At 70.8% G+C, this 21,164-nt stretch carries 22 protein-coding genes; 18 read left to right on the top strand and 4 right to left on the bottom strand.

The genetic code is table 11. The features are described 5' to 3' along the window. Nucleotides 1–95: 95 nt before the first annotated feature. Nucleotides 96–806 (top strand): HAD family hydrolase, encoded by a 711-nt coding sequence (locus tag OHT52_RS26030; protein ID WP_328722611.1) that lies wholly within the window; start codon nucleotides 96–98, stop codon nucleotides 804–806. Between the two features lie 179 nt (nucleotides 807–985). On the opposite strand, the gene OHT52_RS26035 is transcribed toward OHT52_RS26030, so the two are convergent. Beyond that, nucleotides 986–1,657, bottom strand: coding sequence for a response regulator (locus tag OHT52_RS26035; RefSeq protein WP_266702633.1), 672 nt, complete (start codon nucleotides 1,655–1,657; stop codon nucleotides 986–988). 10 nt (nucleotides 1,658–1,667) lie between these two features. Next, nucleotides 1,668–2,579 carry a RecB family exonuclease gene (locus OHT52_RS26040; protein ID WP_328722612.1) on the bottom strand — a complete coding sequence of 304 codons (912 nt, stop codon included), beginning with the start codon at nucleotides 2,577–2,579 and terminating at the stop codon, nucleotides 1,668–1,670. 109 nt (nucleotides 2,580–2,688) lie between these two features. Here OHT52_RS26040 and OHT52_RS26045 point away from each other — a divergent pair, with 109 nt between their 5' ends. The 3 genes from OHT52_RS26045 to OHT52_RS26055 all read left to right on the top strand — a co-directional run bounded on the left by OHT52_RS26045 (nucleotide 2,689) and on the right by OHT52_RS26055 (nucleotide 5,804). Beyond that, a complete protein-coding gene (locus OHT52_RS26045) occupies nucleotides 2,689–3,933 on the top strand; it encodes a site-2 protease family protein (protein ID WP_328722613.1) in 1,245 nt (414 codons plus the stop codon). A 69-nt stretch (nucleotides 3,934–4,002) separates the two neighbouring features. Then, nucleotides 4,003–4,944: a tRNA (adenine-N1)-methyltransferase gene (locus OHT52_RS26050; protein ID WP_328722614.1), complete on the top strand. Its 942-nt coding sequence runs from the start codon at nucleotides 4,003–4,005 to the stop codon at nucleotides 4,942–4,944. A 287-nt stretch (nucleotides 4,945–5,231) separates the two neighbouring features. Further along, nucleotides 5,232–5,804: a hypothetical protein gene (locus OHT52_RS26055; protein WP_328722615.1), complete on the top strand. Its 573-nt coding sequence runs from the start codon at nucleotides 5,232–5,234 to the stop codon at nucleotides 5,802–5,804. A gap of 28 nt (nucleotides 5,805–5,832) precedes the next feature. Here the strand turns inward: OHT52_RS26055 and OHT52_RS26060 are convergent, their stop codons facing one another. Then, on the bottom strand, nucleotides 5,833–6,144 hold the full coding sequence (locus OHT52_RS26060) for a ferredoxin (protein ID WP_328722616.1): 312 nt from the start codon (nucleotides 6,142–6,144) through the stop codon (nucleotides 5,833–5,835). A gap of 241 nt (nucleotides 6,145–6,385) precedes the next feature. On the opposite strand from OHT52_RS26060, the gene arc reads away from it, so the two are divergent. The 5 genes from arc (at nucleotide 6,386) to prcA (ending at nucleotide 12,300) form a co-directional block, all read left to right on the top strand. Then, on the top strand, nucleotides 6,386–8,152 hold the full coding sequence (gene arc / locus OHT52_RS26065; protein ID WP_328722617.1) for a proteasome ATPase: 1,767 nt from the start codon (nucleotides 6,386–6,388) through the stop codon (nucleotides 8,150–8,152). Nucleotides 8,153–8,409: 257 nt separating this feature from the next. Then, the gene (gene dop / locus OHT52_RS26070; protein ID WP_328722618.1) at nucleotides 8,410–9,921 is read left to right on the top strand and encodes a depupylase/deamidase Dop; all 1,512 of its coding nucleotides are present in this window, start codon (nucleotides 8,410–8,412) and stop codon (nucleotides 9,919–9,921) included. Nucleotides 9,922–10,049: 128 nt separating this feature from the next. Further along, the gene (locus tag OHT52_RS26075) at nucleotides 10,050–10,268 is read left to right on the top strand and encodes a ubiquitin-like protein Pup (protein ID WP_266702617.1); all 219 of its coding nucleotides are present in this window, start codon (nucleotides 10,050–10,052) and stop codon (nucleotides 10,266–10,268) included. 339 nt (nucleotides 10,269–10,607) lie between these two features. Beyond that, entirely contained in the window at nucleotides 10,608–11,456 is an 849-nt protein-coding gene (gene prcB, locus OHT52_RS26080) for a proteasome subunit beta (RefSeq protein WP_328722619.1), read from the top strand. A gap of 64 nt (nucleotides 11,457–11,520) precedes the next feature. Continuing rightward, on the top strand, nucleotides 11,521–12,300 hold the full coding sequence (gene prcA, locus OHT52_RS26085) for a proteasome subunit alpha (protein WP_328722620.1): 780 nt from the start codon (nucleotides 11,521–11,523) through the stop codon (nucleotides 12,298–12,300). Between the two features lie 78 nt (nucleotides 12,301–12,378). Here the strand turns inward: prcA and OHT52_RS26090 are convergent, their stop codons facing one another. Next, nucleotides 12,379–13,410 carry a LacI family DNA-binding transcriptional regulator gene (locus OHT52_RS26090; protein WP_328722621.1) on the bottom strand — a complete coding sequence of 344 codons (1,032 nt, stop codon included), beginning with the start codon at nucleotides 13,408–13,410 and terminating at the stop codon, nucleotides 12,379–12,381. 167 nt (nucleotides 13,411–13,577) lie between these two features. On the opposite strand from OHT52_RS26090, the gene OHT52_RS26095 reads away from it, so the two are divergent. The 9 genes from OHT52_RS26095 to tatA all read left to right on the top strand — a co-directional run bounded on the left by OHT52_RS26095 (nucleotide 13,578) and on the right by tatA (nucleotide 21,115). Next, nucleotides 13,578–14,840: an MFS transporter gene (locus OHT52_RS26095; protein ID WP_328722622.1), complete on the top strand. Its 1,263-nt coding sequence runs from the start codon at nucleotides 13,578–13,580 to the stop codon at nucleotides 14,838–14,840. A gap of 9 nt (nucleotides 14,841–14,849) precedes the next feature. Then, a complete protein-coding gene (pafA, locus tag OHT52_RS26100; RefSeq protein ID WP_328722623.1) occupies nucleotides 14,850–16,211 on the top strand; it encodes a Pup--protein ligase in 1,362 nt (453 codons plus the stop codon). A gap of 293 nt (nucleotides 16,212–16,504) precedes the next feature. After that, the gene (locus OHT52_RS26105) at nucleotides 16,505–17,443 is read left to right on the top strand and encodes an FKBP-type peptidyl-prolyl cis-trans isomerase (RefSeq protein ID WP_328722624.1); all 939 of its coding nucleotides are present in this window, start codon (nucleotides 16,505–16,507) and stop codon (nucleotides 17,441–17,443) included. Nucleotides 17,444–17,488: 45 nt separating this feature from the next. Further along, nucleotides 17,489–17,860 (top strand): FKBP-type peptidyl-prolyl cis-trans isomerase, encoded by a 372-nt coding sequence (locus OHT52_RS26110; RefSeq protein WP_328722625.1) that lies wholly within the window; start codon nucleotides 17,489–17,491, stop codon nucleotides 17,858–17,860. Nucleotides 17,861–18,100: 240 nt separating this feature from the next. Continuing rightward, complete coding sequence (locus OHT52_RS26115) at nucleotides 18,101–19,054, top strand: helix-turn-helix transcriptional regulator (RefSeq protein ID WP_328722626.1); 954 nt, start codon at nucleotides 18,101–18,103, stop codon at nucleotides 19,052–19,054. Between the two features lie 20 nt (nucleotides 19,055–19,074). Continuing rightward, a complete protein-coding gene (locus OHT52_RS26120; protein WP_328722627.1) occupies nucleotides 19,075–20,031 on the top strand; it encodes a helix-turn-helix transcriptional regulator in 957 nt (318 codons plus the stop codon). Between the two features lie 2 nt (nucleotides 20,032–20,033). Beyond that, nucleotides 20,034–20,339 carry a hypothetical protein gene (locus OHT52_RS26125; protein WP_328722628.1) on the top strand — a complete coding sequence of 102 codons (306 nt, stop codon included), beginning with the start codon at nucleotides 20,034–20,036 and terminating at the stop codon, nucleotides 20,337–20,339. Between the two features lie 65 nt (nucleotides 20,340–20,404). Beyond that, nucleotides 20,405–20,602, top strand: a complete 198-nt coding sequence (locus tag OHT52_RS26130; protein ID WP_328722629.1) for a hypothetical protein — start codon at nucleotides 20,405–20,407, stop codon at nucleotides 20,600–20,602. 219 nt (nucleotides 20,603–20,821) lie between these two features. After that, on the top strand, nucleotides 20,822–21,115 hold the full coding sequence (gene tatA, locus OHT52_RS26135; protein WP_328722630.1) for a Sec-independent protein translocase subunit TatA: 294 nt from the start codon (nucleotides 20,822–20,824) through the stop codon (nucleotides 21,113–21,115). Nucleotides 21,116–21,164: the final 49 nt, after the last annotated feature.

Here is a 21,164-nt window from a genome sequence, read left to right on the forward strand (position 1 = left end):
GCCGTGCACGTCGTAGAATGGTCGGTCCAGTGAGGCCGGTCACCCTTCTCCGGAAGGGTGGCCGGCCTTCTCTTCCCTCACGGAAGGTGTGCCGCATGACGAGTACGGTCCCCGCGTCCCTGACCCGCACGGCCGACGGCGCCACCCTGCAGGCCGTCCTTCTCGACATGGACGGCACCCTGGTGGACTCCGAGGGCTTCTGGTGGGACACCGAGGTCGAGGTTTTCGCCGACCTCGGCCACCGGCTGGACGAGTCCTGGCGCGAAGTGGTCGTCGGCGGACCGATGACCCGCAGCGCCGGCTACCTCATCGACGTGACCGGCGCGGACATTGCCATCGAGGAACTCACGGTCCTGCTGAACGACCGCTTCGAGAAGCGCATCGGGCGGGGCGTGCCCCTCATGCCCGGTGCCGCCCGGCTGCTCGCCGAACTCTCCGCCCACGCGGTGCCGGCCGCCCTCGTCTCCGCCTCGCACCGCCGGATCATCGACCGGGTACTGGACTCGATCGGGCACCACCACTTCGCGCTGACCATCGCGGGGGACGAGGTCGCCCGCACCAAGCCGCACCCCGACCCCTACCTCGCCGCCGCCGCCGGATTCGGCGCCGATCCCGCCCGTTGCGCCGTCATCGAGGACACGGCCACCGGTGTCGCCTCGGCGGAAGCCGCCGGATGCCGGGTCGTGGCCGTCCCCTCCGTGGCGCCCATCGCACCGGCGCCCGGACGCGTGGTCGTCGGCTCGCTCGAAGACGTCGACCTGGCCTTCCTGCGCAAGCTGGTCCTGGACCGGCCGGTGGAGGACTGACCGGTACACGGACCGGAACCGGGGAGGCGTGCCGACACGCCCGCCGGAGCGCCGGGGGCCGCGCCGAGGTCCTGGCCGGCGCCGCCGAACCGCTCACCGGCGCGGACCGCCGGTGCCGTTGCGGACACCCGACGCCGTCGAGCGCGCGGAGTCCGGCGGTGAGGCCCCCGCCGGGGCCGCTACTGCGCGCCCGGCCGGACCAGCCCGCTCTCGTACGCGTACACCGCCGCCTGTACCCGGTCGCGCAGCTGGAGCTTGGTCAGCACATGGCCGACATGCGTCTTCACCGTCGTCTCGCTGACGAAGAGGTCCGCCGCGATCTCCGCGTTCGACAGACCGCGCGCCACCAGTTTCAGCACCTCCACCTCGCGGTCGGTCAGCCGGTGCAGCGCGTCCGGGACGGGCTCCTCGCCGGACGGGAGGTGGTCGGCGTACTTGTCGAGCAGCCGCCGGGTGACGCTCGGCGCGAGCATCGCCTCGCCCGCGGCCACCACCCGGATCGCCTGCAACAGCTCATTGGCCGGGGCGTCCTTGAGCAGGAAGCCGCTGGCCCCCGCGCGCAGCGCCTCCACGACGTACTCGTCGAGGTCGAAGGTCGTCAGCACCAGCACCTTCGCCGGACCGTCCCGGTCCGGGCCGGTGATCTGGCGGGTCGCCTCCACCCCGTCCATCCGCGGCATCCGGATGTCCATCAGCACCACGTCCGGCTGGAGCGCCCGGACCTGGTCGATGGCCTGGAGCCCGTCACCGGCCTCGCCGACCACCGCGAGATCGCCCTCGGCCTCCAGAATCATCCGGAAGCCGGTGCGCAGCAGTGGCTGGTCGTCGACCAGCAGGACGCGGATTGCCACGAATAACTCCTCAGGAACCGTCTGGGGACGCGGGCCGACCGGCGTCGGCCCCCACCGGCCCCATTCTGCCCGCCTCATCCTCACGGGATTCCGCCAGCACCACGGGGAGCGGATAGACCGGGGGAGTCCCGCCGAATTCGGGACAGAGCTCGCGGTGGTCGCACCAGCCGCAGAGCTTGGTCGGCCTCGGCCGCCACTCGCCGGTCTCCGTCGCCAGCCGGATCGCTTCCCAGAGAGCGTGCAGCTTCCGCTCCACCCGCTCCAGGTCCGCGACCACCGGGTCGTACGTCATGACGTCGCCGCTGCCGAGATAGACCAGCTGGAGCCGGCGCGGCACCACGCCCTTGAGCCGCCAGACCACCAGCGCGTAGAACTTCATCTGGAAGAGCGCGCTCTCCGCGTACTCCGGGCGCGGGGCCTTCCCCGTCTTGTAGTCGACGATCCGGACCTCGCCCGTCGGCGCGATGTCGACGCGGTCGATCACCCCGCGCAGCCGCAGCCCCGACTCCAGCTCCGTCTCGACGAACATCTCGCGCTCGACCGGCTCAAGGCGCGTCGGGTCCTCCAGCGAGAACCACCGCTCCACCAGCCGCTCCGCCTCGCTCAGCCATCCGGCGAGCCGCTCGCCCCCGGTGTCCTCGGCGAAGAGCTCCGTCAGCTCCGGCTTCGACTTCAGCAGCCGGTCCCACTGCCCGGGCACCAGGGCCCGCGCCCTCGGTGCCGTACGCTCCGCCGCGGGCGCGTCGAAGAGCCGTTCCAGCACCGCGTGCACCAGGGTTCCCCGGGTGGCCGCCTCGCTCGGCTTCTGGGGCAGTTTGTCGATGACCCGGAAGCGGTAGAGCAAAGGGCACTGCATGAAGTCGTTGGCCCGCGACGGCGACAAGGAGGACGGCGGCGCGGGGGGCCGGGGTGCGGAGGTCATGCCCCAGACCCTACGGCCCGCCACCGACAGCGGGCGGCATACCATCGACGGCAGAGCCTCGGGCACTGCATGATCGACTCAGACGCCCCGGCCCGGACGGAAGGACCCAGTGGACGAGAGCGACGAGAGCGGCGACGGCGGGCGCCCGCGGTCCGGTGCGGGGGGCAAGGACCCCGGACCCGGCAAGGAGCGTCCGCGCCGCCCCGCCGGACCCGGCGGCGGCCTGCTGATGGGCCGCCCGTTCGGCGTGCCCGTGTACGTGGCCCCCAGCTGGTTCGTCGTCGCGGCGCTCATCACCTGGGTCTTCGGGGGACAGCTCGACCGCGTCCTGCCCGAGCTGGGCGCCGCCCGCTACCTCGTCGCCCTCTTCTTCGCCGTCGTCTTCTACGCCTCCGTCCTGGTGCACGAGCTCGCGCACACGGTCGCGGCCCTCCGGTACAAGCTTCCCGTGCGCCGCATCCAGCTCCAGTTCTTCGGCGGAGTCTCGGAGATCGAGAAGGAGACCGAGACCCCGGGGCGCGAGTTCGTGCTCGCCTTCGTGGGGCCGCTCCTCTCCCTCGTCCTGGCCGGAGTGTTCTATCTCTCCATGCAGTTCGTGGAGCCCGGCACCGTCCCCGGTGTCCTGCTCGCCGGACTGATGATCTCCAACCTCATCGTCGCCGTCTTCAACCTGCTGCCCGGCCTGCCGCTCGACGGGGGGCGCATGCTGCGCGCCGTCGTCTGGAAGATCACCGGCAAGCCCATGAGCGGAACCGTCGTCGCCGCCTGGGTCGGCCGCGGCCTCGCCGTCGCCGTGCTCATCGGACTGCCGCTGCTGACACGCACCGGTGACACCGCCGTCCGGACCGGCGGCATGGAGACGGTCACGGACGCCCTGCTCGCCGCCATCCTCGCGGGCATCATCTGGACCGGTGCCGGTAACAGCCTGCGCATGGCACGCCTGCGCGAACACCTCCCCGAACTCCAGGCCCGCACCCTCACCCGCCGCGCGGTGCCCGTGGAATCCGCGACCCCGCTCTCCGAAGCGCTGCGCAGGGCCAACGAGGCGGGGGCCCGTGCCCTCGTCGTCGTCGACCCCGAGGGCACGCCGAAGGGCGTCGTCCGGGAGTCCGCCATCGGCGGCGTCCCCGAACACCGCCGGCCCTGGGTCGCCGTCGGCGGCCTCGCACAGGACCTCAACGAGGGCATGCGGGTACCCGCCGAACTCGCGGGCGAGGAACTGCTCGACCGGCTGCGCGCCACCCCGGCGACCGAGTACCTCGTCGTGGAGGAGACCGGCGCGGTCTACGGCGTCCTCTCCACGACCGACGTCGAGCGCGCCTTCCTCGCCGCCATGAAGCGCCCCGGGTCCTGAGGAAGGCCCCGGGGACGGCGGCCGTCCACCGGCGGAAACCGGCCCGGGAAACACCGGTACGCTGGTCACATGTCTGAACCGACCGGTGCCGCCCGCCGACGTGGGCCCTTCAAGGTCGGGGACCAAGTACAGCTCACCGACCCCAAGGGACGCCACCACACCTTCACGCTCGAAGCCGGAAAGAACTTCCACACCCACAAGGGTTCTTTCCCGCACGACGAGCTGATCGGTGCTCCCGAGGGCAGTGTTGTCCGTACCACGGGAAACGTCGCCTATCTCGCGCTGCGCCCCCTGCTCCCCGACTACGTCCTCTCCATGCCCCGCGGCGCCGCCGTGGTCTACCCCAAGGACGCGGGCCAGATCCTGGCCTTCGCCGACATCTTCCCCGGTGCCCGGGTCGTGGAGGCAGGCGTCGGATCGGGCGCGCTCTCCACCTTCCTGCTGCGCGCCATCGGCGAGCAGGGCATGCTGCACTCCTACGAGCGCCGCGAGGACTTCGCCGAGATCGCCCAGCAGAACGTGGAGCGCTACTTCGGCAGCCCCCACCCGGCCTGGCAGCTCACCGTCGGCGACCTCCAGGACAACCTCTCGGACACCGAGGTCGACCGGGTCGTCCTGGACATGCTCGCCCCGTGGGAGTGCCTGGAGGCCGTCTCCAAGGCGCTGGTGCCCGGCGGCATCCTCTGCGCGTACGTCGCCACCACCACCCAGCTCTCGCGGACGGTCGAGTCCCTCCGGGAGATCGGCTGCTTCGCCGAGCCGCAGCCGTGGGAATCCATGATCCGGAACTGGCACGTCGAGGGTCTCGCGGTCCGTCCGGACCACCGGATGATCGGGCACACCGGTTTCCTGGTGACCGCCCGCCGCCTGGCCGACGGGGTCGAGCCCCCGATGCGCCGCCGCCGTCCCTCCAAGGGCGCCTACGGCGACGACTACGACGGCCCCGGTGGCCGGAAGACCTCCGCCGACCGCGCGCCGGCGACCGAGGACAGCGCCGAGGTGCGCGACTGACGACCTCGACCGGCCCGTGGTGACCGACCACCACGAACCGCTCGCGGTGCAGCGATGGGCGCCGCCGCCCCGCCCTCCCGGACCGACCCGGGCAGGCGGGGCGGCGGCGCCCTTCGCGTACCCGCGCCCGAGCCCGTCGCGCCGCCCTCCGGACGCGCGCGCGAGCCGCCCCGCACCCCGCTGTTCCCTGCCCGTGTGAGGTGTGGCACGATGCTGGCCACCCCCTGCCGCCGATGTCCGGCAGGGACGTTCCACATGCTCCCCGGAAACATCAGGAGACAGACCGCGTGCAGCCCTCCGTACTCCCGGACCTCGCGCACAACGACTCCAGGACGATGCACTGGCTCGCCACCGCCGCGGCGGTGCTCGCGACCGTCGCCGTCGCCGGGGTGCTGCAGCCCGGCGACCCGACCGCGTCCGCGTCCGCCGCCGGCACCGCCTCTCCCCGGGTCACCGCCGAGGCCCCCGACCCGGCCGGCGTGGTCTTCCCGCTCGTCTGCGGGAGCGTGGGCCAGACCGTCGGACGGCAGGCCCGGGGCGACCTGGACGGTGACGGGAAGCCCGAGACCGTGGTGGCCGTGCACTGCGCGGCAGGCTCGGGCACACCGCCGGACGGCGTCTACGTCCTGACACGCGGAAGCGGGGCCGCACCCCGGGTCGTGGCGACCCTGGTGGACCCCGCTCTGCGCACGACGGTCGGTGAACTCGCCGTGGGGAACGCCGTCGTCTCGGCGACCACGCTCGGCTACTCCTCGGACGAGGTGCCCCGGTGCTGCCCCGACCAGCGCGAGGAGACCACCTGGCGGTGGTCGGGCGGCGCCTTCGTGCGTTCCGTCGCGCGGCCCGGCGCCGGCGTCTGACCGGCCCCCGGGCCCCTGGCCCTGCCCGTTACGCCGCGTCCGGGCCGTAGACCTCGACGCTGTCCGAAACCCGACGTACGTGGATGCAGTCGCCGGGGCACTCCTTGGCCGAATCCACCACGTCCGTCAGCAGGGGCAGCGGGACCCGTGTGGTGGCGCCCGGCTGCTGGAGCAGCTCGTCCTCGGCGCTCTTCACATAGGCCAGTCCGTCGATGTCCAGCTCGAACACTTCAGGGGCGTACTGGACGCAGATCCCGTCGCCCGTGCACAGGTCCTGATCGATCCAGACCTCCAGATCCTCGGTGTCGCTCGCGCCGGGCGAGTCCTGCTGCACGGTCATATGTCCTGCCGATCCCTGCGTATCTCAACCAATTGAAGCCAGCCCTGACGGGTGTTGAACGGTTCGACGATACAACTGGCTGCTTTCGGGTGCCCAAGGGTGGGTATTCCCTTGGCACGAGGGGGAGAGCAAGGGTGAAGATCGGACACACCCCGCGGTCTTTGTGATCTAGGGGTTTCAATCACCACCCACGCAGGTAGGGTCAGGAAGCGTCCAGCTCCCCTTGGAGGAGGTGAGGACCGTGGCAGCCCACGACGACGACATCAACCGTGCCATCCGGCCCGGGCGGGGGTCAGAAGACCCGTCGGGCCAGGTCGCCTATCTTGAGCAGGAAATCGCCGTCCTGCGACGTAAGCTCGCCGACTCTCCGCGTCATTCGAGAATTCTCGAAGAGCGGGTCGTCGAGTTGCAGACCAGTCTGTCCGGTGTGACCGCACAGAACGAACGGCTCGCCCATACGCTCCGCGAGGCCCGCGACCAGATCGTGGCCCTCAAGGAGGAGGTCGACAGGCTCGCCCAGCCGCCTGCCGGTTTCGGCGTGTTCCTGCAGGCCAATGAGGACGGTACCTGCGACATCTTCACCGGGGGCCGCAAGCTCCGGGTGAACGTCAGCCCCACTGTTGAGCTCGAAGGCCTCCGTCGAGGCCAGGAAGTCATGCTCAACGAAGCGCTCAACGTGGTCGAGGCCATGGAGTTCGAGCGGGCCGGGGACATCGTCACCCTCAAGGAGATCCTTGAGGACGGCGAGCGTGCCCTGGTGGTCGGGCACACCGACGAGGAACGGGTGGTGCGGCTCGCCGAGCCGCTGCTCGACATCACCATCCGCCCCGGCGACGCGCTCCTGCTGGAACCCAGGTCCGGCTACGTCTACGAAGTGGTGCCCAAGAGCGAGGTCGAGGAACTCGTCCTCGAAGAGGTCCCGGACATCGACTACGACAAGATCGGCGGCCTGGGCGACCAGATCGAACTGATCCGCGACGCGGTCGAGCTCCCGTACCTCCACCCCGACCTCTTCAAAGAACACGAGCTCCGTCCGCCGAAGGGCATCCTGCTCTACGGTCCGCCCGGCTGCGGCAAGACGCTCATCGCCAAGGCAGTCGCCAACTCGCTCGCCAAGAAGGTCGCCGAGGTGACCGGCCAGCCCACGGGGAAGAGCTACTTCCTCAATATCAAGGGCCCCGAGCTCCTCAACAAGTACGTCGGTGAGACCGAGCGGCACATCCGCCTCGTCTTCCAGCGTGCCCGGGAGAAGGCGAGCGAGGGTACCCCCGTCATCGTCTTCTTCGACGAGATGGAATCCCTCTTCCGTACCCGCGGCAGCGGCGTCAGCTCGGACGTGGAGAACACCATCGTCCCGCAGCTGCTCGCCGAGATCGACGGTGTGGAAGGGCTGGAGAACGTCATCGTCATCGGCGCCTCCAACCGCGAGGACATGATCGACCCGGCCATTCTCCGGCCCGGCCGGCTCGACGTGAAGATCAAGATCGAGCGTCCGGACGCGGAGGCCGCGAAGGACATCTTCGCGAAGTACCTCACCTCGTCGCTTCCGCTGCACTCGGACGATCTGGCCGAGCACGCCGGCTCCAAGCCGGCCGCCGCCCACGCCATGATCCAGTCCGTGGTGGAGCGGATGTACACGGAATCCGAGGAGAACCGCTTCCTCGAAGTCACCTACGCCAACGGTGACAAGGAAGTCCTCTATTTCAAGGACTTCAACTCCGGGGCGATGATCCAGAACATCGTCGACCGGGCGAAGAAGATGGCCATCAAGGCGTTCCTCGAAGAAGGCCATAAGGGCATTCGCGTCTCCCACCTCCTCCAGGCTTGCGTGGACGAGTTCAAGGAGAACGAGGACCTGCCCAACACCACCAACCCGGACGACTGGGCCAGGATCTCCGGAAAGAAGGGCGAGCGGATCGTCTTCATCCGCACGCTCGTCACCGGAAAGCAGGGCGCGGACACCGGCCGTTCCATCGACACGGTCGCGAACACCGGGCAGTACCTGTAACGAGCGGACCGGCTGCGGCTGCCCCACGGGGCATCCGCAGCCGGCTGTTTTCCCCGGAGCCGCCGCCGTGTCCGCGCGCAATCCGCGCCTCATCCGAACAAAGACGTAATGGATCTCCCCACCGGGGCGGAGGCGCTCTAGGCTCTGACGTACCGCCGACCGCGCAGTGCGGGGCCGGACGACCGCGCACGCAACCGGACAAGCAGCGGTACTTGAGCGTCGTCCCCGGAGGGACGACGCCGGGCAAGGAGGGCCGCATGACCGTACGGCGAGTAATGGGCATCGAGACGGAGTACGGAATCTCCGTCCCCGGCCACCCCAACGCCAATGCCATGCTCACCTCGTCCCAGATCGTCAACGCCTACGCGGCCGCGATGCACCGGGCGCGCCGAGCCCGCTGGGACTTCGAGGAGGAGAATCCGCTGCGGGACGCGCGAGGCTTCGACCTCGCCCGCGAGACCGCCGACTCCAGCCAGCTCACCGACGAGGACATCGGGCTGGCCAACGTCATCCTGACCAACGGCGCCCGCCTCTACGTCGACCACGCGCACCCCGAGTACAGCTCCCCGGAGATCACCAATCCCCGGGACGCCGTCCTCTGGGACAAGGCCGGCGAGCGCATCATGGCCGAGGCCGCCGAACTGGCCGCCGCCATCCCCGGCGCCCAGCCGATCCACCTCTACAAGAACAACACCGACAACAAGGGCGCCTCCTACGGCACCCACGAGAACTACCTCATGAGGCGGGACACCCCCTTCTCGGACATCGTGCGCCACCTGACCCCGTTCTTCGTGAGCCGCCAGGTCGTCACCGGGGCGGGACGGGTCGGCATCGGGCAGGACGGCCGCGACCACGGCTTCCAGCTCAGCCAGCGCGCCGACTACTTCGAGGTGGAGGTGGGGCTGGAGACGACGCTCAAGCGCCCCATCATCAACACCCGCGACGAACCGCACTCCGACGCGGAGAAGTACCGCAGGCTGCACGTCATCATCGGGGACGCCAATCTCTCCGAGATCTCGACCTATCTGAAGCTCGGTACCACCTCCCTGGTCCTCTCGATGATCGAGGACGGGTTCATCAACGTGGACCTCGCCGTCGACCAGCCCGTACGGACCCTGCACCAGGTCTCGCACGATCCGTCCCTCCAACGCCTGATCACGCTCCGCAGCGGCCGGACACTCACCGCGGTGCAGCTTCAGATGGAGTACTTCGAGCTGGCCCGCAAGTACGTCGAGGAGCGGTACGGCGTCGACGCCGACGAGCAGACCCGGGACGTCCTGCTGCGCTGGGAGGACACGCTCAACCGCCTGGAGAACGACCCGATGAGCCTGTCGGGGGAGCTGGACTGGGTGGCCAAGCGGGCCCTCATGGACGGCTACCGGCGCAGGGACGGCCTGGAGTGGGACGCCCCGCGCCTGCATCTGGTGGACCTGCAGTACGCGGACGTACGGCCCGACAAGGGGCTCTACAACCGGCTGGTGGCCAGTGGGCGGATGAAACGCCTGCTGGACGAGGACGCGGTGTCCAGGGCGCGTACGAAGCCCCCGGAGGACACCCGGGCCTATTTCCGGGGCCGCTGCCTGGACCAGTACGCGGACGACGTGGCCGCCGCCTCCTGGGACTCGGTCATCTTCGACCTGCCGGGCCATGACTCTCTGCAACGGGTACCCACCATGGAGCCGCTGCGCGGTACGCGGGAGCACGTCAAGAACCTCCTGGACCGCTGCCGCACGGCGGAAGAGCTGGTCCGGGTGCTGTCCGGCGGCTGAACGGGCCGCCGGAGGGGAATGATCGGGACAGGGCCCGGACATCGGAAAAGTACCGGGCCGATGTCGGACCCCGTGGGTAGGGTCTGATCAAGAGCTTCGAATGCTTCGAACCGAGCGGGGTGAGCTAGATGGCGACCAAGGACACCGGCGGCGGACAGCAGAAGGCGACGCGCTCCACCGAGGAGACCGAGGAGCAGGCGCAGGAAGCGCAGGCTTCGGAGGACCTCAAGGAGCGCCAGGAGAAGCTGAGCGACGACGTCGACTCGGTCCTGGACGAGATCGACGACGTCCTGGAGGAGAACGCCGAGGACTTCGTGCGGAGCTTCGTGCAGAAGGGCGGGGAGTAGTCCGCGCGGGCACGTGTTCCGGACAGCTGTCCGGAACACGTGCCCGCACGCGGGGCACCGGGGGTGAACGGGCGTCCGTCGCCCCGAACCGCCGGACCGGCTTCCCGTACGCGCGCCGCCGCTGACCGGGAGGTCACCGGCGGCGGCAGGGGCCGCGTCGCGGGGGAGCGGCCGACCGACGGGTACGCCCGCCGGCCGCTTCACCCGCACAGGTGGATCACCGCCACCGGGCGGGTAGGGTCCGTGACGTACCGTGCTTCAACCGCACACCGGCCATCGGCGCACCGGGCGTCCTCCCGACCCCGGCGGGCCGTCGCATGCATACCTGGAGGGAAACGCGTGGAAGCCAACACTCGTCACACCGGGCGTCTACCAGCTGCGTTCCTGACGCCGGGTTCGTCCTCGTTCATGGACTTCCTGTCCGACCACGCACCCGCGATGCTTCCGGGCAACCGGAACCTTCCGCCGCTCAAGGGCGCCGTCGAGGCACCGCACGGGACGACCATCGTCGCGGCCTCGTTCCCCGGCGGCGTGGTGCTCGCCGGTGACCGGCGGGCCACCATGGGCAACATGATCGCGCAGCGCGACATCGAGAAGGTCTTCCCCGCCGACGAGTACTCCGCCGTCGGCATCGCGGGCACCGCCGGTCTCGCGGTGGAGATGGTCAAGCTCTTCCAGCTGGAGCTGGAGCACTTCGAGAAGGTCGAGGGCGCGCAGCTCTCCCTGGAGGGCAAGGCGAACCGCCTCTCCACGATGATCCGCGGCAACCTGGCGATGGCCATGCAGGGACTCGCGGTCGTCCCCCTCTTCGCCGGCTACGACGTCGACAAGGGCCGGGGCAGGATCTTCTCGTACGACGTCACCGGAGGCCGCTCCGAGGAGCACGCCGGATACGCCTCCACGGGCTCCGGTTCGCTCTTCGCCCGCGGCTCCATGAAGAAGCTCTACCGCGAGGACCTGACGGAGTCCCAGGCGCTCACCCTGGTCGTGCAGGCCCTGTACGACGCCGCGGACGACGACTCCGCGACCGGCGGCCCCGACGTGGCGCGCCGCATCTACCCGATCGTCACCGTCATCACCGACGAGGGCTTCCGCCGGCTGTCGGACGGCGAGTCCTCCGCGATCGCCCGGGAGATCCTGGAGCGCCGTCTCGAACAGCCCGACGGTCCGCGCGCGGCTCTGCTCTGATCAGGCCCGGGGTTCCGGGGATTCCCAGATGCACTCGTCACTGACAGAAAGGGACGGATAGCCGGTGTCGACGCCGTTCTATGTCTCACCCCAGCAGGCCATGGCCGACCGGGCGGAATACGCCCGCAAGGGCATCGCCCGAGGTCGCAGCCTCGTTGTGCTGCAGTACGCCGACGGCATTGTGTTCGTCGGCGAGAACCCGTCCCGCGCGCTGCACAAGTTCAGCGAGATCTACGACCGGATCGGCTTCGCCGCCGCCGGCAAGTACAACGAGTACGAGAACCTCCGCATCGGCGGGGTCCGCTACGCCGATCTGCGCGGATACACCTACGACCGGGACGACGTGACGGCCCGTGGGCTGGCCAACGTCTACGCCCAGACGCTCGGCACCATCTTCTCCAGCGCGGCGGAGAAGCCGTACGAGGTGGAGCTGGTCGTCGCCGAGGTCGGCGCCGAGCCCGAGGGCGACCAGATCTACCGGTTGCCGCACGACGGCTCGATCGTCGACGAACACGGATCGGTCGCGGTCGGCGGGAACGCCGAGCAGATCAGCACCTTCCTGGACCAGCGGCACCGCGACGGAATGACGCTGGCCGAGGCGCTCAAGCTCGCCGTGCAGGCGCTCTCCCGCGACCCCAACGGCAGCGAGCGGGAGATCCCCGCGGAGCGGCTGGAGGTCGCGGTGCTGGACCGGACCCGGCCCCAGCAGCGCAAGTTCAAGCGGATCGTCGGACGGCAGCTCGCGCGGCTGCTGGAGGCCGACGGCGCCGCGGCGACCACCCCCACGGACGCGCCGTCCGACACGGAGGAGTCCGAGGAGCCGAGCGGGTCCACCGAGGAGTAGCCCCGACGGCCGGTCAGTGACGCCGCCCCGGGCCCCCGTCCAGCGGACGCGGGGCCCGGGGCGCCGTCGTGCCGGCCGTCAGAGGTCAGCCGGGGGCGGGGCGGTGGAGCCGCGCACCACCAGCTCCACCGGCAGGCTGCCGGTGCGGGCGGGGCGGCCCTCCAGCACCGCGAGCAGGGCCGTCATGCCCCGCTCGCCGACCCGCTCGGCGGGGAGCGCCACCGTGGTCAGCTCGGGCTCCACCGCGGTGGCGAGCGCCAAGTCGTCGAAGCCCGAGACGGACAGGTCGTCGGGCACCCGCAGGCCGAGGCGCCGAGCCGCCTTGCAGGCGCCCGCCGCCAGGACGTCCCCGTCGCAGACCAGCGCGGTCGGCCGGGGCCCCGGCGCGGTCAGCGCCGCCTCGGCCGCCCGCAGCCCCCCGGAGACCTCCAGCGCCGAGGCGACCGTACGCAGCGAGGTGCCGGGTACCGCCGCCAGCGCCTCGCGCAGGGCGCGGGCGCGCACCGCGAAGGTCCAGGAGTCGACGGCGGCGGCCACGTGCGTGAAACGGCGGTGGCCGAGGGCGAGCAGATGCTCCGCCACCTGACGCATCCCGTCCGCGATGTCGAGGTTCACCTGGGCCGCGGCGCCCGCTCCGGACGGGTCGCTGTCCAGCATCACCAGCGGCAGCTCCGTACCGCCCAGTGCCCCGAGGGCCTCCGTCGCCATGGACGAGGCGATCACCCCGTCGAGCGCCGCGCGGGCGCTGGCGAAGGGGTCCTTGGCCGGGCCGGTGCCGTCGGGCGACGGGTAGAGCACCACCCCGAAGTCGTGGTCGGCGGCGACCGACGCGGCCCCCGTGTAGACCCGGGCGAAGAACTCGTGGGTGAGCGCGGGCACCACCAGCAGCGCGGTGCGGGTCTTCCCCAGGCGCAGGCTGCGGGCGGCGAGGTTGGGGCGGTAGCCGAGGTCGCGTGCGCTCGCCCGGACCCGCTCGGCGGTGGCCTCCGACACCCTGCCGGTCCACTTGCCGCCCAGCACCAGGGAGACCGTCGCCTGCGACACCCCAGCGGCCCGCGCCACGTCCCGGCTGGTGGGGCGGGCCGGGGCCGGCCGGGACGGGCTGTTCACTGGGGCCTCCGTGCGGATGGTGCGGTGCTGGACCGTCCGGGCCGGCCGGGGCGCGGCGGGTGCTGCGCGGTGGACCGGCGGACTGCGCACATGGTACGTATGAACCTTGAAGTTATACGTAAAACCTCGGGCGGGCGCGGGCCCGTACCCGGGGGAGAGGGGTGGGAATGGCCGCGGGATATCTGGACATCCTCCGGGAGCGGCACGCGGCCCGGCTGCTCACCGGCACCCTGGTGGGACGGCTGCCGAACGGCATCGCCCCGATCGCGATCGTGCTCTTCACCCGCGCCGAGGGCGGCAGTTACACGCTGGCCGGCGGGCTCGCCGCCGCGTACGGTCTCGCCACGGCCGTCGGACAGCCGCTCCTCGGCCGGGCGGTGGACCTGTACGGCCAGCCGCGCGTGCAGTTCCCGGCGGCGGTCGTCTCCGCCCTCGGCATGGTGCTGCTGGCCCTCGCGGGCCTGGACCCGCTGCCGCTCGCCTACGCGGCGGTCGTCGTCGCCGGGGTGGCCACCCCGCCCCTGGAAGGCGGCCTGCGCGCCCTCTGGCCGTCCGTCCTCGGGCGGCGGGAGGAGCGGGTGCACCGCGCCTACGCCCTGGACGCGGTCGCCCAGGAGGTCATGTTCACGGCGGGGCCGCTGCTGGTGACCCTGCTGGTGTCCCTCTGGTCGCCCGCCGTGGCGCTGCTCGTCGTCAACGCCGCCGGGGTCCTCGGGGCGCTCTCGGTGATCCTCTCCGAACCCTCCCGCACCTGGCGCTCCGCGCCCCGCGAGGCCCACTGGCTCGGTGCCCTGCGCTCGCCCGGACTCCTCGCCCTCCTCGGCTGCCTCTTCTTCGTCGGGATCGCGCTCGGCTCGATCACCGTGGCGGGCGTCGCCTACGCCGACGACCAGGGCCGCGAGTCCGTGTACGGCTGGCTGATGGCGGCGCTCGGGCTCGGCGCGCTGACGGGCGGCGCGGTGTACGGGGCCAGGCAGTGGGCCGGTGCGCCCGAGCGCCGGCTCCGCGGCCTCGTCGCCCTGCTCGCCCTCTGCTACCTGCCGCTCGTGCTGACGCCCGGGGTGGTCGCGATGACGGCCCTCGCGGCCCTCGCCGGGGTGTTCCTCGCGCCGTCCATCGCCTGCTCGTTCATCGTGGTCGACCGGCACGCGCCCCGGGGCACGGTGACCGAGGCGTTCTCCTGGCTCGTGACCACCATCGGCGTGGGCGCGGCGGCCGGTACGGCCGTGGCGGGGCCCGCCGTCGAGCTGGGCGGAACGGCCTGGAGCTTCGCCGTCGCCGGAGCGGGCGGAGTGGCGGCTCTGCTGGTTCTGCTCGCCACCGGAAAGGTCCTCGCAGTTCCGGCGCGTGAGCACGTCGTCGCGGCCGGATCGGAAAATGATCGAAACGGAGCTGTCGAACCCGGTTTCAGCTCACGCCGTAAGGCGTAATGTTCAGTCATGGACCGCCGCATTTTCGGGCTGGAGAACGAGTACGGCGTCACGTGCACGTTCAGGGGACAGCGCCGACTGTCACCTGACGAAGTGGCGCGCTACCTCTTCCGCCGTGTCGTGTCATGGGGCCGCAGCAGCAATGTCTTTCTGCGGAACGGCGCCCGCCTCTACCTCGACGTGGGTTCGCATCCGGAATACGCAACTCCCGAATGTGACAACCTCACCGAGCTTGTCACCCACGACAAGGCAGGCGAACGCATTCTGGAAGGTCTGCTCGTCGACGCCGAACGCCGCCTGCACGAGGAAGGAATCGCGGGCGACGTCTATCTCTTCAAGAACAACACCGACTCAGCGGGCAACTCCTACGGCTGCCACGAGAACTACCTCGTGGCCCGGCACGGGGAATTCTCCCGGCTCGCGGACATCCTCATTCCGTTCCTCGTCACGAGGCAGCTGATCTGCGGCGCGGGCAAGGTCTTGCAGACCCCGCGCGGAGCGGTCTACTGCGTGAGCCAGCGTGCCGAACACATCTGGGAGGGCGTCAGCTCCGCCACCACGCGCTCCCGGCCGATCATCAACACCCGCGACGAACCGCACGCCGACGCCGAGCGCTACCGCCGCCTGCACGTCATCGTCGGTGACTCGAACATGTCCGAGACGACGATGCTGCTCAAGGTCGGTGCCACCGACCTCGTGCTCCGCATGATCGAGGCGGGCACGGTGATGCGCGACCTGACGCTGGAGAACCCGATCCGGGCGATCCGCGAGGTCAGCCACGACACGACCGGCCGGCGCAAGGTGCGCCTCGCCAGCGGCCGTGAGGCGTCGGCCATCGAGATCCAGCGCGAGTACTACGACAAGGCGGTCGACTTCGTCGAGCGCCGGGGCATCCGCACCGGCACGACCGACCAGGTCCTCGAACTCTGGGGCCGCACCCTGGACGCGATCGAGGCGGAGGACCTCGACAAGATCGCCACCGAGATCGACTGGGTCATGAAGTACAAGCTCATCGAGCGGTACCGGGCCAAGCACAACATGACCATGTCGCACCCGAGGGTCGCTCAGATAGACCTCGCCTACCACGACATCCACCGGCGCCGGGGTCTGTACTACCTCCTGGAGCGCAAGGGGCAGGCCACCCGCATCTGCAACGACCTGAAGATCTTCGAGGGCAAGTCCGTGCCCCCGCAGACCACCCGGGCACGGCTGCGCGGCGACTTCATCAAGCGGGCGCAGGAGCAGCGGCGGGACTTCACCGTCGACTGGGTCCACCTCAAGCTCAACGACCAGGCGCAGCGCACGGTGTTGTGCAAGGACCCGTTCCGCTCGGTGGACGACCGGGTGGAGAAGCTGATCGCGGGCATGTAGCGGCCCCGCGAGTCGCCGGGTTCCGGCGCCGCGCGGATGCCGAGATTTTCCCGTGCCCCCGCGCGCGGTCGGGACAGGCCCCGGAACACCCGTTCCGGGGCCTGTCCCGTGTGTCCGAGGGCACGGCGCCGCAGGGTCGAACACCAGGCCGTACGGAGTGCCCGACGGTCGCACGCACGGGGGAGACGACCGGCCGGGCCGCGTCGCGGGGCGTCGCCAACCGGCTCCGCACAGTGCGAAGGCCGTAAGGTGTCCGGGACCCATGACTGTGTCGTCTGAGATCTGAGGAACCAGTGCGCCGACTTGCCGGCCTTCTCGTCGTCCCCCTCCTGCTGCTCTCCGCAGCGGCCTGCGGCAGCGACGACAAGGCCTCCGACTCCGCTTCGTCCGAGACCGGCGTGCCCGCGATCACCGCGGGTGCCAAGTTCGGTGAGAAACCCACCATCGCCAAGGGCGTGGGCGACCCGCCCAAGGAGCTGAAGACCACGGTCATCAGCGAGGGCGACGGCGCCGCGCTGAAGAACGGCGACGCGGTCCAGGTCAACTACCTCGGCCAGGCCTGGGACTCCACGAAGCCGTTCGACAACAGCTTCGACCGCAAGAGCCCGTTCGATCTGACGCTGGGCGCCGGCATGGTCATCCAGGGCTGGGACAAGGGCCTCGTCGGCCAGAAGGTCGGCAGCCGCGTCCAGCTGGTCATCCCGCCGGACCTCGCGTACGGCGCGCAGGGCCAGGGTGACATCAAGGCCAACGCGACCCTCGTCTTCGTCATCGACGTCGTCAAGGCCACCCAGATCCCGGCCTCCGCCGAAGGCACCAAGGTCCCGCAGAACGACGCCGCGCTGCCGAAGGTCGGCACCAACACGGACGGCAAGGCGCCCAGCGTCACCGTCCCGAAGAGCGACCCGCCCGCCAAGCTCTCCTCCACCTACGTGCTGGAGTCCGACGGCGCGGTCGTCACGGACACCGACAGCGTCGTGGTGAACTACGTCGGGCTGCTGTGGAAGGACGGAAAGACGTTCGACAGCACCTACGAACAGGGGAAGACCCAGACCTTCCCGCTGGAGCAGGTGACCCTCAAGGGCCTGAAGAGCGGGCTGGTGGGCAAGAAGGTCGGCAGCCGGGTCCTGCTGGTCATTCCGCCGGACCAGGGCTTCGGCGACGAGGCGCAGCAGTCGATTCCCGCCAAGTCGACGCTGGTCTTCGCGGTGGACCTGCTGGCGAAGATGTAAGACTGTCCCGGTTGTGCAGTTCATCTTTTCCAAGGAGCAGTTTCAGTGAGCATCGAGAAGCCCGAGGTCGACTTCCCGGGCGGCGAGCCGCCGGCCGGTCTTGAGATCAAAGAGATCTGGGAGGGCGACGGCGCCGTCGCCAAGGCCGGCGACTTCGTCTCCGTCCACTACGTGGGCGTGGCCTTCTCCACCGGTGAGGAGTTCGACTCCTCGTGGAACCGCGGTGAGCCGCTCAAGTTCCCGCTCGGTGCCGGCCGGGTCATCCAGGGCTGGGACCAGGGCGTCCAGGGCATGAAGGTCGGCGGACGCCGTCAGCTGATCATCCCGGCGCACCTCGCCTACGGTGACCGCGGTGCCGGTGCGGCCATCGCGCCGGGTGAGACGTTGATCTTCGTCTGCGACCTCGTCGCGGTCTGATCGTCCGGCGGTTTCCGGCCGGACAGCGATTTCCCTCGCTGTCCGGCCGTCCGATCGAATGGCCGGATCGCGACCCTGTCGCCGTCCGCCAGGATCACGCCTCCTTCACGGAGGCGCGGGAGGGTTCGTGCCGTTCGGCACGGGCCCTCCCGCCGTCAGTTCCGGGGGACGCGTGTTTTTGCCGGGGCCCCCCGGGGCGGTACGGTCGAGCGTCGTAGCGCATGGAGAGAAAGGGCGCCGATGGCGATTGCCAAGGCCGAGCGGCTGATGAACCTCGCGCTGTGCCTGCTGGGCACACGGCGTCCGCTCAGCAAGCGTGAGCTGCGCGGCTCCATCGAGGCGTACCTCGAAGCCGGTTCGGACGAGTCCTTCAACCGCATGTTCGAGCGCGACAAGGACGATCTGCGCGAACTCGGCCTCGTCATCGAGACCGTCGAGGGGCTCGACGGAGACATCGGCTACCTCGCCCGCCGCGACAGCAACCGCCTTCCGCCGATCACTCTCAGCGCGGAGGAGGCGGCGGCCCTGGAGATCGCCGCGAAGGTGTGGCAGCAGGCCCGCCTCGCCGGAGCCGCCAGCGGCGCGCTGCAGAAGCTGCGCGCCGCCGGAATGCCCGAGGCCGAGGACACGTACGAGGTACCGAGCGCCCTCGAACCGCGCATCCCCGTGCACGAGGCCGCCTTCGAACCGCTGATGCTCGCCTGCCGCGACCGGCGCCCCGTCACCTTCGACTACCGCAAGGGCAATTCCGCCCACGCCGAACAGCGCCAGGTCGAGCCCTGGGGGCTGGAGTGCTGGCGCGGCCACTGGTACCTGGCCGGCTGGGACCGCGAGCGCGGCGCCGAGCGCGTCTTCCGCCTCTCGCGCATCACCGGCAGGGTCCGCTCCCGGGCCGGCGTCTTCTCCGCCGCCATTCCCGACGTGGTCACCGTCCGGGAGACAGTGGAGAGCTGGGCCGGCGAGACCGCCACCCGCACCGCCCGGATCAGACTGCGTACCGGGGCCGGCTTCCCGCTGCGCTCGCGCGCCGTCTCGGTACGGGACCTCGGCGACGGCTGGGACGAACTGGAGATCCCGTACGGACACGGTCTCGACGCCTGGCTCGTCGAGTTCGGACCGGACGTCGTCGTGCTCGAACCCGCCGATCTGCGGGCCGATGTGGTCGACCGGCTGCGCGCCGTGGCCAAGGACTGAAGGACCCAGGGGAAGCCACCATGGCCACGAACGCGATCGACCAGACCCGGCGGATGCTCTCCCTGGTGACCTATCTGCGCGAGCGCCCCGGCGCCCACGTGCAGGACGTCGCCCGGGCCTTCGGCATCACCGAGGACGAGCTCATCTCCGACCTCGACGTGCTGCCCATGTGCGGGACCAGCTTCCGCGGCGGCGACCTGCTCGACATCGACACCGACGGCGACCGGATCTGGTGGCACAACCCGGACGACGTCGCCGAGCCGCTGCGGCTCGCCGCCGACGAGGCCACCGCGCTGCTCGTCGCCGCGCGTGCCGTCGCCACCCTGCCCGGACTGCGCGAGAGCGACCGGCTCGCGCTGGTACGGGCCACCGCCAAGCTGGAGACGGCCGCCGGGGAGACCGGTGCGGCCAGCTCCCGGCTCTCGGTGACCTTCGAGTCGGAGGGCGGCGTCTTCGCCGAGGTCGACCGGGCCATCTCCGAGCGCCGACGGCTCTGGCTGCGCTACTACTCGCCCGCCCGGGACGAGCTGACCGAGCGCGAGGTGGACCCGATCCGCCTCTTCGCCGTGGGCCACACCTACCTGGAGGGCTGGTGCCGCCTCTCCGAGGCCCGGCGCACCTTCCGCCTGGACCGGGTCGCGGAGATCCGGCTGCTCGACGAACCGGCGGCGCCCCCGGAACTGGAGCTCCGCGACCTCTCGGAAGGGCTCGTACAGCCGGCCGCCGAGGACCCGGAAGTGGTGATCGAGGTCGGCGCCGGCGGCCGGTGGGTCGCCGAGTACTACCCGCACGACCGTGCCGAGGAGCGCCCGGACGGCGGGCTGGTGATCACCCTGCGCACCCCGGACCCGGCCAGCTTGCGGAGGCTGGCGCTCCGCCTCGGCGGCGAAGGCCGCATCGTCTCGCCCCCGGAGCTGGCCGAGAGCGCCCGCCGGGCTGCCTCCGAAGCCCTCGCCGCCTACGACGGCGTGGCCTGACGATGACGGGAACACAGGAGGGCACCACGTCCCGGAGGCCGCGCGGGACGGGCGTCGCGGAAGCGGCCCGGCTCGCGGCCGCGGCCCACGCCGTACGGTTCCGGGCCGGCTGCCCCGACTGCCGTACGCGCTTCGAGCTCGGAGCCGAGGCGCTGCGCCTCGCGATCGGGGCGGGCCCCCGCACCACCTTCTACTCCTTCACCTGTCCCGAGTGCGGCTCGGCCGTGCGCAAGCCCGCCGGGGAGCGCATCGTCGAGCTCCTCACCGGCGGCGGCGTACGGACGCTGCGGCTGCACACCGCCCCGTAGCCGCCGCGGCCGTCCCGTCTCCGTCGTCCGTTTCCCCCGCGTCTGCCGAAAGAGGCTCAGCCCGCATGTTCTGGCCCATGCTCGCCATCGCTCTGGGATTTCTGGGGATCGCCGTGCTCGGCGTCCTCGCGGTCCGGGTCTTCCTCGAAGTCCGGCGGCTCGGCCGGCAGGTGGCGATCACCTCGGAGCGGATCAACCGGGCCGCCCAGGACCTGGAACGGGCCGCGACGCGCCTCGCCTCCACGGCGGACGTCCTCCGGTAGCGGGAGCCGCGCCCTCCGGATTCACGGGACCTCGCGGTACGCTGCTGAGGTCGGCCCAGGCAGGAGGCGTGGTCCGGAACCGCGTGTATGCACGGGCATTGCCTCGTGTTTACCACTGCGGGTTACGATCGCTGCCAGCTGACCGTTCGGACGCGTGTCCGACTGATCGGGTAGTGAGCCCGTTCCTCCAGTCACCCCAGTGAGAAGGAAGTCGCACACATGATCGGCAATCTGAAGCCCCTTGAGTTGGTTCTGATCATCGCTGTCATCCTGCTGCTCTTCGGTGCCAAGAAGCTTCCGGACATGGCGCGTTCGCTCGGCAAGTCCGCGCGTATCCTCAAGAGCGAGGCGAAGGCGATGAAGCGCGACGACGCCGAGCCCGCCACCCCCGCCGCGGAGACGGTCGCCGAGCCCGCCCCGCAGCCTGCCGCCGCCCGTACCATCCAGGCCGCTCCGGGTGACGTCACCAGCGCGCGCCCCGTCGCCGAGCCCAACCCCACCACCCAGAGCTGACAGCTGATCCGTTCCACCGACGGCTGCCGCACGAGACGAGGGAAGTGGG

Origin of the sequence: Streptomyces sp. NBC_00247 (assembly GCF_036188265.1) — a bacterium.
Lineage (GTDB): Bacteria > Actinomycetota > Actinomycetes > Streptomycetales > Streptomycetaceae > Streptomyces.

Coding starts and splice junctions, on each gene's coding strand:
- OHT52_RS26125 (WP_328722628.1), top strand. CDS start 20,034: ATGACGGGAACACAGGAGGGCACCACGTCCCGGAGGCCGCGCGGGACG.
- OHT52_RS26060 (WP_328722616.1), bottom strand. CDS start 6,144: ATGACCGTGCAGCAGGACTCGCCCGGCGCGAGCGACACCGAGGATCTG.
- dop (WP_328722618.1), top strand. CDS start 8,410: ATGACCGTACGGCGAGTAATGGGCATCGAGACGGAGTACGGAATCTCC.
- OHT52_RS26130 (WP_328722629.1), top strand. CDS start 20,405: ATGTTCTGGCCCATGCTCGCCATCGCTCTGGGATTTCTGGGGATCGCC.
- OHT52_RS26050 (WP_328722614.1), top strand. CDS start 4,003: ATGTCTGAACCGACCGGTGCCGCCCGCCGACGTGGGCCCTTCAAGGTC.
- OHT52_RS26095 (WP_328722622.1), top strand. CDS start 13,578: ATGGCCGCGGGATATCTGGACATCCTCCGGGAGCGGCACGCGGCCCGG.
- OHT52_RS26115 (WP_328722626.1), top strand. CDS start 18,101: ATGGCGATTGCCAAGGCCGAGCGGCTGATGAACCTCGCGCTGTGCCTG.
- OHT52_RS26120 (WP_328722627.1), top strand. CDS start 19,075: ATGGCCACGAACGCGATCGACCAGACCCGGCGGATGCTCTCCCTGGTG.
- OHT52_RS26030 (WP_328722611.1), top strand. CDS start 96: ATGACGAGTACGGTCCCCGCGTCCCTGACCCGCACGGCCGACGGCGCC.
- OHT52_RS26040 (WP_328722612.1), bottom strand. CDS start 2,579: ATGACCTCCGCACCCCGGCCCCCCGCGCCGCCGTCCTCCTTGTCGCCG.
- OHT52_RS26075 (WP_266702617.1), top strand. CDS start 10,050: ATGGCGACCAAGGACACCGGCGGCGGACAGCAGAAGGCGACGCGCTCC.
- pafA (WP_328722623.1), top strand. CDS start 14,850: ATGGACCGCCGCATTTTCGGGCTGGAGAACGAGTACGGCGTCACGTGC.
- tatA (WP_328722630.1), top strand. CDS start 20,822: ATGATCGGCAATCTGAAGCCCCTTGAGTTGGTTCTGATCATCGCTGTC.